Origin of the sequence: Streptomyces sp. NPDC017943, assembly GCF_044328425.1 — a bacterium.
Lineage (GTDB): Bacteria > Actinomycetota > Actinomycetes > Streptomycetales > Streptomycetaceae > Streptomyces > Streptomyces djakartensis_A.
In genome coordinates, this window is record NZ_JBIRHH010000012.1 from 1 (window position 1) to 14530 (window position 14530).

Below are 14530 nucleotides of genomic sequence, written 5' to 3' on the forward strand. Positions count from 1 at the left end.
ACGGCCCGGTTCTCCGTGGTGTTGATCCGCTCACCGCGGAACATGGCGTCCCGCAACCCGAACACGTCCGTCGCCACGGCCAGTTCCCGCAGCAGCCGCAGGGTGTCGTCGGTGACGAGGTGCTTGGAGTAGTCGATGTACAGGTCGCCCACGCGCAGGGTGTAGGCGCTGCCGCGGCCGGAGTCGGCGGCGAACAGCTCGCGCAGCCCGACGCCGCCGAGTTCCTCGCGGTGCTGGGCCAGTGCGGTCCACTCGGGCGTCTGGTTGAGCCTGGTACGGCCGTCTGCGTTCATCCCGGTCTTCAGCCTTCTTTCCTGTCCTGCCTGCGTACCTTGCCCCGCTGCCGGTCCCAACCTAATTGATCAGCGCGTGACGTCGGTCGCCGTGGCGCCGGGGTCCGGCTCGACGACAGATACGTCCGCGCGCAGCGCCGGTATCAGTGCGAGGACGGACAAGACGAAGAAGGCGGCCGTCAGCAGGGGCGGGGTACTGGGTCCCCAGAAGGTGGCGGCGGCCCCGCCCAGCAGTGCGCCCAGGGGCACTCCGGCGAGGGCGAGGGTCCGGAAGGCGGAGCTGACCCGGCCGAGCATGCCCGCCGGGGCGCGTTCCTGCATCAGGGTCGTGGTGTTGACGTTCCACACCATGCCCATGAACCCGAAGACCGCCAGCGCGCACACGAGGACGGCCAGGCTGCGCACGGTGCCCATGAGGACCAGGGCGCCGGTCTGCACCGCCCCGGCGAGCAGCACGGAGCGCAGGCGGCCGAGCCGCGTCACGATCCGGCCGTTCAGCACTCCCCCGGTCAGGCTGCCCACGGTGAACGCGGTGCCGGCCGCCGCGTAGCCCGCGGGCCCCGCTCCCAGCCAGTCGGTGACGAGGACGACGAGCAGCGCCAGCAGGCCGCCCATGCCGATGTTGCACAGGGCGGTGGCGGCGCACAGTCCGCGCAGCGGGCCGTCGTGCCGGAGGTGGCGCAGACCTTCGGCGATCTCGCCGCGCAGGGTGCTGCCCGCAGGCCGCGGTGCCCGCTCGGACCGGGCGGCGGGCAGGGAGGCGATCAGGGCGGCGGCCACCAGGTAGGTGAGGGCGTCCGCCGCGAACGGCACCGCCGCCCCCGCCGCGAGCAGCAGCGGCACCACGGGCCCCCCGAGCAGGCCGCCGACGATGCGCTGGCCGGTCATCAGCCGGGCGTTGGCGCTGCCCAGGGCGTCCCGGTCGACCAGGTCGGGCAGGAGGGCCGTGGCCGCGTTGTCGAAGAGGGTCTGCAAGGTGGTGAGCGCGAAGGCCAGGGCGACGAGCAGGCCGATCGAGGCGTGGCCGAGGGCGACGGCCACGGCGAAGGCGCCGGTCAACAGGCCGCGCACCGCGTCGACCGTCCACATCGCGCGCCGCTGGTCCACCCGGTCGGCGACGGCCCCGCCGAGCAGGCCGAAGACGATCCAGGGCAGGTAGCCGCAGGCGGTGACGGAGGCGACGAGCAGCGGCTCGTCGGTCAGGGTGACGGCGAGCAGCGGCAGCGCGGACGTGCGCAGCGCGTCCCCGAAACTGGACAGCACCGCCGCGCTCCACAGCCGCCCGAAACTGCCGCGCCATGCGGGCGCACGGGCCTGCCCCGCCTCCACCGTGACGACCGCTCCCCCTCCGGTTCATCCGATGCGCACACCGTAGGGGGTGGCACTGACAACCGGCCGGGGCCGAGGGCCTCAGGCAGATCCGGCCGGGCACCTGTGGGTGCCCGGCCGGTGTCGACTTCTAGATCTCGCCCCGCAGTTTGGCCAGCGCCTCGGCGAGGATCGCCTCGCCGTCCGCGTCGCTGCGCCGCTCCCGGACGTACGCCAGGTGCGTCTTGTAGGGCTCGGTGCGCGGCGGGTCCGGGGGGTTGTCCCGGTCCTGGCCGGCCGGAAAGCCGCAGCGGGGACAGTCCCAGGTGTCCGGCACCTGCGCGTCGCTGGCGAAGCTCGGCTGGGTCTCGTGTCCGTTGGAGCACCAGAAGGAGACGCGCAGCCGCGGCGCGGACTCGCCGCGCTCGGCCTCGCCCATCGGCCCCGCCCCGACCCGGCTTCCCCGGATCGCGTTGCCACTTGCCACGGTCGTAACTCCCTGCGTGATGGTGCCGCGAAGCGATTCGGCGTTCCGCTTCGCTGCGAGCGCCTCAGTCTACGTAAGGCCCAACGCGCGTCCAGTGATTGGAGTTACAACCCTCACCCCTAGACGCAAGCCCCATGATAGGCCGCGCTCACCTGCGCGTACCCGACATGGGGCTTTACGTACGAGTCCGTGCGGAGTGCCGCTCGGTCAGTTGTTCATCTTCATCAGGATGCCGAGCACGACAATGCACGCGAACCACAGCAGACCGATCACCACGGTGATCCGGTCGAGGTTGCGTTCGGCGACCGAGGAGCCGCCGACGGAGGACTGCATGCCGCCACCGAACATGTCGGAGAGGCCGCCGCCCTTCCCCTTGTGCATCAGCACCAGCAGCATCAGCAGCAGGCTGAAGACGATCAGGGCGATCGAGAACCCCAAAACCACGGCTGGACCAACTTCCTCGGAATGCGGACGGACGACGCGGGGCCCAGCACGGCGCTGGACCCCGCAAGGGTACGACGAATCGCCGTTAGCGCATACTCACTGGTCGCGGAAGCGCACGATCTTGACGAACTCGTCGGCGTCCAGCGAGGCACCGCCCACCAGGGCGCCGTCGATGTCGGCCTGGGCCATGATCTCGGCGACGTTGCCCGACTTCACGGAGCCGCCGTACTGGATACGGACCTTGTCGGCCAGCTCCTGCGAGTACAGCTCGGCGATCTTGCCGCGGATCGCCGCGCAGACCTCCTGGGCGTCCTCGGCGCCGCAGACCTTGCCGGTGCCGATGGCCCACACCGGCTCGTAGGCGACCACGACGGTCTCGGCCTGCTCGGCGGGGAGGTCCTTCAGACCGCCCTCGACCTGGGCGAGGGTGTGGGAGACGTGGTTGCCCGCCTCGCGGACCTCCAGCTCCTCGCCGACGCACAGGATCGGGGTGATGCCGTGCTTGTAGGCGGCCTTGACCTTGGCGTTCACCAGCTCGTCGGTCTCGGCGTGGTACTGGCGGCGCTCACTGTGGCCGATGGCGACGTACGTGCACTTCAGCTTGGCCAGCATGGGGCCGGAGATCTCACCGGTGAAGGCACCGCCGTCGTGGGCCGAGATGTCCTGGGCACCGTACTTGATCTTGAGCTTGTCGCCGTCGACCAGGGTCTGCACGGAGCGCAGGTCGGTGAAGGGCGGGAGGACGGCGACCTCGACGGCCTCGTAGTCCTTGTCGGCCAGGGCGAAGGCGAGCTTCTGGACGTGCGCGATGGCCTCGAGGTGGTTGAGGTTCATCTTCCAGTTGCCCGCCATCAGCGGCGTGCGCGTGCTCATAAAGGGTCAGTCCTCCAGTGCGGCGAGGCCGGGGAGCGTCTTGCCCTCGAGGTATTCGAGGGAGGCGCCGCCACCGGTCGAGATGTGGCCGAATGCATTCTCGTCGAAGCCCAGGATGCGGACGGCCGCGGCGGAGTCGCCACCGCCGACCACGGTGAAGGCCCGGGAGTCGAGGAGAGCCTGGGCGACCGCCTTGGTGCCCTCGGCGAAATCGGGGTGCTCGAAGACGCCCATGGGGCCGTTCCAGAAGACGGTGGCGGCGTCGGCGATCTTCGATGCGTACAGCTTGCGGGACTCGGGGCCGATGTCCAGCCCCATCTGGCCGCCCGGCATGGCGTCGGCGGCCACGGTGCTGGGCTGCGCCGGTGCCTTGGTCTTCAGGTCCGGGAACTCGGGGGCCACCACGACGTCCACGGGCAGGACCAGCTCGACGCCGTTCTTCTCGGCGCGCTCGATGTACTCCCGGACGGCCGGGAGCTGGTCCTCCTGGACCAGGGACGTGCCGATCTCGTGGCCCTTGGCCTTGAGGAAGGTGAAGACCATGCCGCCGCCGATGAGCAGGCGGTCGGCCTTGCCGAGCAGCTGGTCGATGACGGCCAGCTTGTCGGACACCTTGGCGCCGCCCAGGACGACCGCGTAGGGGCGCTTGACGTCGTCGGTGAGCTTCCTGAGGACACCGACCTCGGTGGCGATGAGGTGGCCGGCGTAGTGCGGCAGGCGGCCCGGGAGGTCGTAGACCGAGGCGTGCTTGCGGTGCACCGCGCCGAAGCCGTCACCGACGTAGACGTCGGCGAGGGCGGCCAGCCGGTCCGCGAACTCGCCGCGCTCGGCGTCGTCCTTGCTGGTCTCGCCGGCGTTGAAGCGCAGGTTCTCCACGACGGCCACCTGCCCGTCGGCCAGGCCGGCGACGACGCCCTGGGCGGACTCGCCGACCGTGTCGGTCGCGAAGGCCACGTCGGCGCCGAGCAGTTCACCGAGGCGCGCGGCGGCCGGGGCCAGGGAGAAGGCCGGGTCCGGGGTGCCCTTGGGACGGCCCAGGTGCGAGGCGACGACCACGCGGGCGCCCGCCGCGGCGAGGGCCTCGACCGTGGGCAGCACCGCGCGGATGCGGCCGTCGTCGGTGATGGTCGTGCCGTCCAGCGGGACGTTCAGGTCGGCGCGGACGAAGACCCGCTTGCCCGCCACTCCCTCGGAGAGGAGTTCGTCGATCGTCTTCATGAAAGGGGACTCCTGAAAGAGCTCGTGAGCGCTCGTAAGCGCTCGTGATCGAACAGCTCTGATCTGTACGTGCGTCAGGGCTCGGACGGCGCGACCGCGCGCTGCCCGAGCCCTGCTCTCACACCGTGGTGCCTGGTCTATTCGATCAGAGCTGGTTGCCGACGAAGACGGTGAGGTCGACGAGGCGGTTGGAGTAGCCCCACTCGTTGTCGTACCAGCCGATGACCTTCACGTTCTTGCCCTCCTGGACCATGGTCAGGGAGGAGTCGAAGGTGCAGGACGCCGGGGCGTTGACGATGTCGGACGAGACGATCGGGTCCTCGGTGTACTCGAGGATGCCCTTCAGCTCGCCCTCGGCGGCCTTCTGGAAGGCGGCGTTGACCTCTTCCTTGGTGACCTCGCGCCCGAGCTCCAGCACCAGGTCGGTGACCGAGCCGGTCGGGACCGGCACGCGCATGGCCATGCCGTCCAGCTTGCCCTTGAGCTGCGGCAGGACCAGCGCGGTGGCCTTGGCGGCACCCGTGGTGGTGGGGATGATGTTCTCCGCGGCGGCACGGGCGCGGCGCAGGTCCTTGTGCGGGAAGTCCAGGATGCGCTGGTCGTTCGTGTACGCGTGCACCGTCGTCATCAGGCCCTTGACGATGCCGAAGTTCTCGTCGAGGACCTTGGCCATCGGCGCCACACAGTTGGTGGTGCAGGAGGCGTTGGAGATGACGTGGTGGTTCGCCGGGTCGTACGTGTCCTGGTTGACACCCATCACGATGGTGACGTCCTCGTCCTTGGCCGGAGCCGAGATGAGGACCTTCTTGGCGCCGCCCGCGATGTGCTTCTCGGCGTCCGCCTTCTTGGTGAAGATGCCGGTCGACTCGATGACGATGTCGACGCCCAGCTCGCCCCAGGGGATGTCGGCGGGGTTGCGCTCGGCGAGGACCTTGATGGTCCTGCCGCCGACGGTGATGGTGTCCTCGGTGTGCGTGACCTCCTGCTTGAGGCGGCCGAGGATGGTGTCGTACTTCAGCAGGTGAGCGGTGGTCGCGGTGTCACCCAGGTCGTTGACAGCCACGATCTCGATGTCTGCACCCTGCTCCAGCAGCGCGCGGAAGTAGTTACGACCGATGCGGCCGAAGCCGTTGATGCCTACGCGGATCGTCACGAACCGATCTCCTCGTTGGTACGCCGGCCATGAGGTGCCGGCGAGCTCTGTTTGGGATGTCCCCGACCGCCTACGACCCTACCTCCCTGGAGCCCGGGTGGTGACATCCAGATGCCTCATACACGGCAGGGCGGTCCGTACCCGCCAGTAGGGGTACGGACCGCCCACCGCCGAAGGGGGATCAGCCGATCCCGCCCACGGTCCGGGTCCCCGCCGACCGGGGTGTCACACGTCCAGGGAGGCCAGTGCCTTCCTCATCAGCGCCGCCCGGTCGGCCGCCGCGGTGACGTGCTCCAGGCCGAAGCCCAGCAGCACGGTGTCGTCCGTGGTGACGGCGCCGTACGTCTGGAACAGGGCGCCGGTGCGCGCCCAGTCCTTGAGGACGGCCGGGCTGCCCTCGGGCGGTCCGGTGACCTCCCAGGCCCCGAGCGAGGTCTCGAAGCCCTCGGTGTCCTTGGCCGCGCCGCCGACGACGAGCGAGGCGTTGTCGGCGAGCACACCGCGCCCGCCGGTGCCCGGGTCGGTGACGTAGGCGATCGACAGCTCGACCGTCCTGCCCGCGTAGGCGCTCAGGTCGAACTCCACCTGCTGCCAGCCGCCGGACGAGCCGGTCAGGCTGTGCCAGGCACCGGTGGTGCCGGTGGCGGTGCAGCCGTCGGCACCCTGGGTCAGGTAGTGCTTCAGCCAGGGGTGCTCGCCGATGTAGAACCCGCCCTCGCACTCGGTCGGCACGGTGCTCCTGGTCGCGCCGCCCTTCTCGGGCAGGGTCGTCCAGTCGTCGGCGCCGGCGGTGCGCGCCTCGACGACGACGTGGTCGTAGCCGGCCTCGGTGTCCCACAGCAGCTGGGTGCGCAGCGTGGGCCGCTCCGCGGCGGTGGTGCCGCCGAGGTCCACGGTGCGGCCGAGGCGCTTGTAGGCGTCGTCGGTGTGGACGGCGGCGGCCATCCCGCTGCCCGCGTAGGGACCGTACGGATTGACGGTCCCGGCGAACTGCCCGGCCCCCTTGCTAGCGAACTGCGGGTACTGCGCGACGGGCAGTTCGTCGGAGGTGACGCTGTAGGTACCCGCCTTGTCGAGCGGGTTGCCGGGTGCCGCGCCGAGCGGGGCGGTGACGTCGCCCAGTTCACCGGAGCCGGTGAAGGCGGTGGCCCCGGGGGTGGAGGTGCGGGTGTAGGCGCCCAGGTAGTACTGGCTGAAGTCGTTCGACAGGGCGCCGCCGAGGTCGACGCTGCCGCCGGCCTGCTCGCCCGCCTCGATCAGCCGGCCGCCCTCGTTGAGGAAGGCCCGCAGCTGCAGCTGGGTGGCCACGCCCGGGGTGCTCGCGCCGGTGTAGTGGACGACGGTGTCGAAGTGGCTCAGCACGCCCAGCGCGTCGGGCGCGCCCTGCCGGGCCACGTCCCAGACGAGCGCCCTGCGGCCGTTGGCCTTGAGCGCGTCGACGTACTTCTGGGCCTGGGTCGCGGTCGCGCCCTCCTCGGCGACGACGAGGGCGTCCGCGCGGGGCCGCTCGGCGACGGTGTAGGTGAAGTGGTCGCTGGAGACCTTCTTGCCGTTCTTCGCCTCGCCGGTGAACCAGACCTCGACCTCGTCGCCCGGCTCGCCGTCCTTGACCTTCGCGCGGTACTCGTCGAAGTAGAGGTTGTCCTCTCCGCCGTAGGTCTCGCCGCCCTTCCAGGGGCGCAGCGCCATGTCGCGGGTGCGGCCGCCGTCGACGCGGTACTTGAGCTCCTTGTCGCGCACGGACTTGCGCACGACGACGGACACCTCCTGGTCGGCGCCGCGGGAGTAGGACGTGCCGAACGCGGCCGGGGTGAAGTCGGCGGCCTTCAGCCCGACGGAGGAGGACGGCCGGTCGGGGTGCGCGGCGGTCTCGGCGACGGAGAGCGCGAACGGGACGTTCTTGGCGAACTCCTGCTGGATCAGCTTCTCGTCGTCCGGGAAGGTGAACACCGACTGGCAGTCGGACGCCTTCCACTCGTCGTTCGGGTCCAGGTCCGAGGCGCTCTGGCAGGTCGACATCTCGGGCGTGAACATCGCCATGCCGTTGACGTTCGCCGCGTGGCCGTCCGCCTCGCCGTTGGTGGTGTACAGCTCGGAGGAGAGCTGCGGGTGGTAGCCGGGGACGGCGGAGTTCTCGGGCGTGCCGGCGAGCGCCTTGTACAGCACGTCGTCCGGGGTGTGCGTCGCGACCTGCCAGCCGACCCCGTAGAGGAGGAGTTCGGCGGCGGAGTGGTAGTTGATGCCGTACGTGAAGCCGATCCGCTTCTCGAAGGCGTCGAGGGCCTTGGTCTCCGGCTCGGAGTTCGGCCCGGCGCCCCGGTAGGTCTGGCTGGTGGGGTTCGGGGACGAGCCCTCGTCGTCGTAGCCCCACTTGTAGGCGAAGTTGCGGTTGAGGTCGACGCCGTCGCCGGTGGTGATGGTGCCGTCCCCGTTGACGTCCCGCAGGTTCTTGCGCCACTGGCGGTTGGCGGGGTCGGCGAAGGTGAAGTCGTAGCCGTCGGGGTTGGCCGACAGCAGGAACCACACCTCGGTGGAGTCGACGATCTTCTTGATCCGCCGGTCCTTCTTGTAGTTGTCCAGGTAGTGGTGCATCAGGCGCCGGGTCATCTCCGGCGTGATCCACTCACGCGCGTGCTGGTTGGACATGTAGAGGACGGCCGGCTTGGAGCCGTCCTTGCTCCGCTTCGCGCCCTTGGTCAGCTTCAGCGCGAGGATGTCCTGGCCCTTGACCGTCTTGCCGATGGAGACGACCTTGGTGAGGTCCGGGTTCTCCTGGGCGGTGCGCAGCAGCTCCTCGCGCAGCCCGCCCTTGCCGCGGTACGGCCGGAACACGCCCTCGGCGGCGGCGTCGACGCGCTTCTCGGCCGTGGCCGTGAGGTCGTGCTCGGTGAGGTCGACGCCCTGCTTCTCCAGTTTCCGCGCCTGCTGGTCCGTCAGGTAGACCTCGACGGTGGCGGTGCCGTTCTCGGGGACGCGCTCACCGAGTTCGTGGCCGTCCTGGCCGGCCGCCAGCAGCAGGGGTACCTGCTTCTGTGTGACGTCGGCGCGGAAGACCTTGACCTCGTCCGGGTCGGACGGGGCCGGACTCCCGGGTTGTGCCTGGGCGATGGGTGCGATGCTCGCTCCGCCGAACAGGAGCGCGCCGACAGCGAGGATCGATCTCGCTCTTCGTCTCATGAACCCCCCTAGCGTGGGTCCGCCACAGCAGCGAACAGATGCCAGGCTCATGACAGACCATGATCGAGTCAAGGGGGCCTCGGACACGCGAAACACCGGCGCCGACCACCCAAGTGGGCGTCGGCACCGGCGGGGTGACGGTCCGTGAGGTCAGCCGACGAGGTTGTCGGCCAGCTCGTCGCTGAGGTTGGCCTCGGTCCCCGGGATGCCGAGGTCGGAGGCGCGCTTGTCGGCCATCGCCAGCAGGCGGCGGATCCGCCCGGCGACCGCGTCCTTGGTCAGCGGCGGATCGGCGAGGGCGCCCAGCTCCTCCAGGGAGGCCTGCTTGTGCTCCATGCGCAGCCGGCCGGCCGCGGCGAGATGCTCGGGCACGTCCTCGCCGAGGATCTCCAGGGCACGCTGCACACGGGCGCCGGCGGCGACGGCCGCACGGGCCGAACGGCGCAGGTTGGCGTCGTCGAAGTTGGCGAGCCGGTTCGCCGTGGCGCGCACCTCGCGGCGCATCCGGCGCTCCTCCCAGGCCAGCACCGACTCATGGGCGCCGAGACGCGTCAGCAGGGCGCCGATCGCGTCACCGTCACGGACGACGACCCGGTCCACGCCGCGCACCTCTCGGGCCTTCGCGGGGATCTGGAGGCGCCGGGCGGCGCCCACCAAGGCGAGCGCGGCCTCGGGGCCCGGGCAGGTCACCTCCAGGGAGGAGGAGCGGCCGGGCTCGGTGAGCGAGCCGTGTGCGAGGAACGCGCCGCGCCAGGCGGCCTCGGCGTCGCAGGTGGCCCCCGAGACCACCTGCGGGGGCAGACCGCGGATCGGGCGGCCCCGCCCGTCGACCAGACCGGTCTGGCGGGCGAGCTGGTCACCGCCGGCGACCACGCGCACCACGTACCGCGAGCCGCGGCGCAGACCGCCCGGTGCCATCACGATCAGTTCGGAGCTGTGGCCGAAGATCTCCAGGATGTCCCGCTTGAGGCGGCGGGCCGCCATCGCGGTGTCCAGTTCCGCCTCGATCACGATGCGGCCGCTCACCAGGTGGAGGCCGCCGGCGAACCGCAGGATGGCGGAGACCTCCGCCTTTCTGCAGCAGGTCCGGGTGACGGGGAGCCGGCTGATCTCGTCCTTCACCGCTGCCGTCATCGCCATGGGCCGATCCTTCCATGCATCCGAAAAATACGGTCGTACGCGGCGGCCAACAGCTCCGGGTCGTGCCTCGGGGTCCCGTCGGGCCTGGCCACCGGCGCCAGCTCGACCGCGGCCCCGAAGCGCTTGGCGGCGTCGGTCAGGGAGTCGCGGTCGGGCACGGCGGCCTCGTCGGCCAGCACCACGTCCAGGGCGAGTTTAGGGGCGTGTCGTCCCAAAACCTCCAAATGACGCTGCGGGGAGAAGCCCTCGGTTTCTCCGGGCTGCGGGGCGAGGTTCAGCGAGAGTACCCGGCGGGCCTTGGTCTGCGAGAGCGCGTCCAGCAGCTCGGGCACCAGGAGGTGCGGAATGACCGAGGAGAACCAGGAGCCGGGGCCCAGCACCACCCAGTCGGCGTCCAGGACGGCCTCGACCGCCTCGGGGACGGCCGGCGGGTCGCAGGGCACCAGGTGCACGGACTGGACCTCGCCCGGGGTGAGGGCCACGGTCGCCTGGCCGCGGACCGTGTCGACCTCGTCGGGGCGCGCCGGGTCGTGGCCCCTGACCAGGGCCTCCAGCTCCAGCGGCACCGCCGACATGGGCAGCACCCGGCCCTGGGCGCCCAGCAGGCGCCCCACCAGGTCGAGGGCCTGGACGTGGTCGCCGAGCTGCTCCCACAGCGCGACGATCAGCAGGTTGCCGACGGCGTGCTCGTGCAGGTCGCCCTGCGACTGGAAGCGGTGCTGGATGACACGGGCCCAGGTCTGGCCCCAGTCGTCGTCCCCGCACAGCGCGGCCAGCGCCTTGCGCAGGTCGCCGGGCGGCAGCACGCCCAGCTCGTCGCGCAGCCGCCCGCTGGAGCCCCCGTCGTCGGCGACGGTGACGACGGCGGTGAGGTCGCCGGTGATCCGGCGCAGTGCGGCGAGCGAGGCGGACAGGCCCATGCCGCCGCCCAGGGCGACGACCTTGGGCTGGGCGCCGCGGCGGCGCGGCCGGCCGCCCCGGGCCTCGGCGGGCCGGCCGCCCCGGTGCCCGGTGCCGCCCTCGGGCACCACCCGGCGCAGCCGGCCCAGCCGCGGTGTACGTGGTGTCATTCGCGTCCCATGTCCCGGTGTACGACCACCGTCTCCACGCCCTCGGCGGCGAGCCGGGCGGCCAGCTTCTCCGACATGGCGACCGAGCGGTGCTTGCCGCCCGTGCAGCCCACGGCGATGGTCACGTAGCGCTTGCCCTCGCGGCGGTAGCCGGTCGCGACGAGCTGGAGCAGCTCCGTGTAGCGGTCGAGGAACTCCTTGGCGCCGGACTGGTTGAAGACGTAGCCCGAGACCTCCTCGTTGAGACCCGTGTAGGGGCGCAGCTCGGGGACCCAGTGCGGGTTCGGCAGGAAGCGGCAGTCGACGACGAGGTCGGCGTCGACGGGCAGGCCGTACTTGTAGCCGAACGACATCACCGTGGCCCGCAGCTCCGGCTCCTCCTCGCCGGCGAACTGGGCGTCCATCTTGGCGCGCAGCTCGTGCACGTTCAGGCTGGAGGTGTCGATCACCAGGTCGGCGTCGCCGCGCAGCTCGCGCAGCAGCTCGCGCTCGGCGGCGATGCCGTCGACGATGCGGCCGTCGCCCTGGAGCGGGTGCGGGCGGCGCACCGACTCGAAGCGCCGCACCAGGGCCTCGTCCGAGGACTCCAGGAAGACGATCCGGCGCGTGACGTGCTTGGCCTCCAGGTCGGCGAGGGACTCGCGGAGGTTGTCGAAGAAGCGGCGGCCGCGCACGTCGACGACGACGGCGATGCGGGCCACGTTGCCCTGGGAGCGGGCGCCGAGCTCCACCATGGTGGGGATCAGGGCGGGCGGCAGGTTGTCGACGACGAACCAGCCGAGGTCCTCCAGGCACTTCGCGGCCGTCGAACGGCCCGCCCCGGACATGCCGGAGATGATCACCAGCTCGGGGATGGCCGGCTCGGGGACCTGGGCCTTGTCGTTGGGCTTGCCCGTACTCACCTGTGCTCCGTCCCCGGCTTGCTCGTCCGGCCCGTGGTGCTCGTTCACATTCATGTCTCCTGCCCCCGTCGTTCGTCCGGGGCGCCCGCTGCCACGGGCTCCCCACCGGAACCCATCGTGCCCGGTTCCTCTTCCATGATCTCTCCAGTCGCCGTGTTGACGGCGGGTGCGGCCGGGGCCGAGCGGGCCAGCGCGACGGCGATCGTCTCGGCCGTCTTGCGGCCTATGCCGGGGACCTCGCAGATCTGGTCGATCGTGGCGGCCCTCAGCTTCTTCAACGAGCCGAAGTGCTTCAGGAGCGCCTGCTTGCGCGTGTCCCCGAGACCGGGGACGTCGTCCAGGGGGCTGGAACGGAAGCGCTTGGAGCGCTTGGCGCGCTGGTAGGTGATGGCGAACCGGTGAGCCTCGTCACGGACCCGCTGGAGCAGGTAGAGGCCCTCGCTGCTGCGGGGCAGGACGACCGGGTCGTCGTCCCCGGGGACCCAGACCTCCTCCAGGCGCTTGGCCAGCCCGCACACCGCGATGTCGTCGATGCCCAGCTCGTCCAGGGCCCGCCGGGCGGCGGCGACCTGCGGGGCGCCGCCGTCGACGACGACGAGCTGCGGCGGGTAGGCGAACTTCCTGGGGCGGCCGTCCTCCTCGGTGAGTCCCCCGGGGGCGACCGGGGCGCCGGAGGCAGTGAGCACGTCGGGAGCGGCCTCTTCGGGGGTGCCGGGGCCCTCGGGGGTCGGGGCGAGGGCGTCCGGGGCCTGAGCGAGCGTGTCTGGAGCCGGGGTCCCTGCGGCGGGGAGGGCGTCCTGGCCTGCCGGGGTCTCCGTATCAGCGAGGGCGTCCGTACTGGTGAGCGGCGTCTCACCCGATCCGGTGTCGGCTCCGTCCGTCCACTCGCCCGTCTTCTCCTTCTCCGCCAGGTAGCGGCGGAAGCGGCGGGTGATCACCTCGTGCATGGAGCGGACGTCGTCCTGCCCGGCGAAGCCCTTGATCTGGAAGCGCCGGTACTCGCTCTTGCGGGCGAGCCCGTCCTCGAAGACGACCATGGAGGCCACCACGTCGTCGCCCTGGAGATGCGAGATGTCGTAGCACTCGATCCGCAGCGGGGCGCCGTCGAGGTCGAGCGCGTCGGCGATCTCCTCCAGGGCGCGCGAGCGCGTGGTCAGGTCGGAGGCGCGCTTGGTCTTGTGAAGCACCAGCGCCTGCTGGGCGTTGCGCTGCACCGTCTCCATGAGGGCCTTCTTGTCACCGCGCTGCGGGATGCGCAGGGACACGTTCGACCCGCGCCGCCCGGCCAGCCACTCCTGCACCGGCTCGACCGGGTCGGGCAGGGCGGGGACCAGCACCTCCTTCGGCACGGCGTCGCCGGTCTCCTCGCCGTAGAGCTGCTGCAACGCGTGCTCCACCAGGGCGCCGGTGGTGATCTCCTCCACCTTGTCGGTGACCCAGCCGCGCTGACCCCGTACGCGACCGCCCCGCACGTGGAAGATCTGGACGGCCGCCTCCAGCTCGTCCTCGGCGACGGCGATCAGATCGGCGTCGGTCGCGTCGGCGAGCACGACCGCGTTCTTCTCCATGGCCTTCCGCAGGGCCTCGATGTCGTCGCGCAGGCGGGCCGCCCGCTCGTACTCCATCTCCTCGGCCGCCTCGCCCATCTGCCGCTCCAGGCGGCGGATGTACGTGGTCGTCCGGCCCGTCATGAAGTCGCAGAACTCGTCGGCCAGTTCGCGGTGCTCCTCGGGGGAGACCCGGTCCACGCAGGGCGCGGAGCACTTGCCGATGTAACCGAGGAGGCAGGGGCGGCCGGTGCGGGCGGCGTTCTTGAAGACACCCGCCGAGCACGTGCGCACGGGGAAGACGCGCAGCAGCAGGTCGACCGTGTCGCGGATCGCCCACGCGTGCGCGTACGGCCCGAAGTAGCGCACGCCCTTCTTCTTGTGACCGCGCATCACCTGCACACGCGGGAACTCCTCGTTCATCGTCACCGCGAGGTACGGGTAGCTCTTGTCGTCGCGGTACTTGACGTTGAACCGGGGGTCGAACTCCTTGATCCACGAGTACTCCAGCTGGAGCGCCTCGACCTCCGTGGACACCACCGTCCACTCCACGGACGCCGCCGTGGTGACCATGGAGCGGGTGCGCGGGTGCAGTCCGGCCAGGTCCTGGAAGTAGTTCGCCAGGCGCTGGCGCAGGCTCTTCGCCTTTCCGACGTAGATCACCCGGCGGTGCTCGTCGCGGAACCTGTAGACCCCCGGCGAGTCGGGGATCTCGCCCGGTTTCGGGCGGTAGCTGGAGGGGTCGGCCATGCTCACACCCTACTGGCGAGGACCGACAGCGCGGCCGGGCGGCGGGTCCTGCCCGGAGTCCGGTGAGCGGGCAGTTTCCAACGGCATGTCCCGCTCCGGGATTACCGGGGCCCGGGAGCGGGAATGCAGGCTTCCCACGGGGCACGGCGACGTCCGGGCGGGCGGAGG

At 71.1% G+C, this 14530-nt stretch carries 11 protein-coding genes and 1 pseudogene; all 12 read right to left on the bottom strand.

Features of this window, described 5'->3' with window-relative positions; all coding sequences use genetic code 11:
• A pseudogene (locus ACH4C6_RS30610) lies at positions 1 to 293 on the bottom strand (glucose-6-phosphate isomerase); the annotation flags it as partial.
• 69 nt (positions 294 to 362) lie between these two features.
• Complete coding sequence (locus tag ACH4C6_RS30615) at positions 363 to 1622, bottom strand: MFS transporter (protein WP_398111895.1); 1260 nt, start codon at positions 1620 to 1622, stop codon at positions 363 to 365.
• Positions 1623 to 1752: 130 nt separating this feature from the next.
• Positions 1753 to 2088: an RNA polymerase-binding protein RbpA gene (locus tag ACH4C6_RS30620; RefSeq protein WP_078066843.1), complete on the bottom strand. Its 336-nt coding sequence runs from the start codon at positions 2086 to 2088 to the stop codon at positions 1753 to 1755.
• Between the two features lie 207 nt (positions 2089 to 2295).
• Positions 2296 to 2532, bottom strand: coding sequence for a preprotein translocase subunit SecG (secG, locus tag ACH4C6_RS30625; RefSeq protein WP_369196361.1), 237 nt, complete (start codon positions 2530 to 2532; stop codon positions 2296 to 2298).
• 96 nt (positions 2533 to 2628) lie between these two features.
• A complete protein-coding gene (gene tpiA, locus ACH4C6_RS30630; RefSeq protein ID WP_398111896.1) occupies positions 2629 to 3405 on the bottom strand; it encodes a triose-phosphate isomerase in 777 nt (258 codons plus the stop codon).
• A gap of 6 nt (positions 3406 to 3411) precedes the next feature.
• On the bottom strand, positions 3412 to 4623 hold the full coding sequence (locus ACH4C6_RS30635) for a phosphoglycerate kinase (protein ID WP_398111897.1): 1212 nt from the start codon (positions 4621 to 4623) through the stop codon (positions 3412 to 3414).
• Positions 4624 to 4768: 145 nt separating this feature from the next.
• On the bottom strand, positions 4769 to 5776 hold the full coding sequence (gene gap, locus ACH4C6_RS30640) for a type I glyceraldehyde-3-phosphate dehydrogenase (protein ID WP_398111898.1): 1008 nt from the start codon (positions 5774 to 5776) through the stop codon (positions 4769 to 4771).
• 225 nt (positions 5777 to 6001) lie between these two features.
• Positions 6002 to 8953, bottom strand: a complete 2952-nt coding sequence (locus tag ACH4C6_RS30645; RefSeq protein ID WP_398111899.1) for a M14 family zinc carboxypeptidase — start codon at positions 8951 to 8953, stop codon at positions 6002 to 6004.
• A 150-nt stretch (positions 8954 to 9103) separates the two neighbouring features.
• Complete coding sequence (gene whiA / locus ACH4C6_RS30650; protein ID WP_398111900.1) at positions 9104 to 10093, bottom strand: DNA-binding protein WhiA; 990 nt, start codon at positions 10091 to 10093, stop codon at positions 9104 to 9106.
• Positions 10084 to 11163: a uridine diphosphate-N-acetylglucosamine-binding protein YvcK gene (gene yvcK, locus ACH4C6_RS30655; protein ID WP_398111901.1), complete on the bottom strand. Its 1080-nt coding sequence runs from the start codon at positions 11161 to 11163 to the stop codon at positions 10084 to 10086. Before yvcK ends, whiA begins: the two co-directional genes overlap by 10 nt.
• A complete protein-coding gene (rapZ, locus tag ACH4C6_RS30660) occupies positions 11160 to 12119 on the bottom strand; it encodes an RNase adapter RapZ (RefSeq protein ID WP_398111902.1) in 960 nt (319 codons plus the stop codon). The genes yvcK and rapZ overlap by 4 nt, the downstream gene beginning before the upstream one ends.
• Positions 12116 to 14362, bottom strand: coding sequence for an excinuclease ABC subunit UvrC (gene uvrC, locus ACH4C6_RS30665; protein WP_398111903.1), 2247 nt, complete (start codon positions 14360 to 14362; stop codon positions 12116 to 12118). Before uvrC ends, rapZ begins: the two co-directional genes overlap by 4 nt.
• Positions 14363 to 14530 lie beyond the last annotated feature (168 nt).

Coding starts and splice junctions, on each gene's coding strand:
- tpiA (WP_398111896.1), bottom strand. CDS start 3,405: ATGAGCACGCGCACGCCGCTGATGGCGGGCAACTGGAAGATGAACCTC.
- ACH4C6_RS30635 (WP_398111897.1), bottom strand. CDS start 4,623: ATGAAGACGATCGACGAACTCCTCTCCGAGGGAGTGGCGGGCAAGCGG.
- ACH4C6_RS30645 (WP_398111899.1), bottom strand. CDS start 8,953: ATGAGACGAAGAGCGAGATCGATCCTCGCTGTCGGCGCGCTCCTGTTC.
- whiA (WP_398111900.1), bottom strand. CDS start 10,093: ATGGCGATGACGGCAGCGGTGAAGGACGAGATCAGCCGGCTCCCCGTC.
- yvcK (WP_398111901.1), bottom strand. CDS start 11,163: ATGACACCACGTACACCGCGGCTGGGCCGGCTGCGCCGGGTGGTGCCC.
- rapZ (WP_398111902.1), bottom strand. CDS start 12,119: ATGAATGTGAACGAGCACCACGGGCCGGACGAGCAAGCCGGGGACGGA.
- uvrC (WP_398111903.1), bottom strand. CDS start 14,362: ATGGCCGACCCCTCCAGCTACCGCCCGAAACCGGGCGAGATCCCCGAC.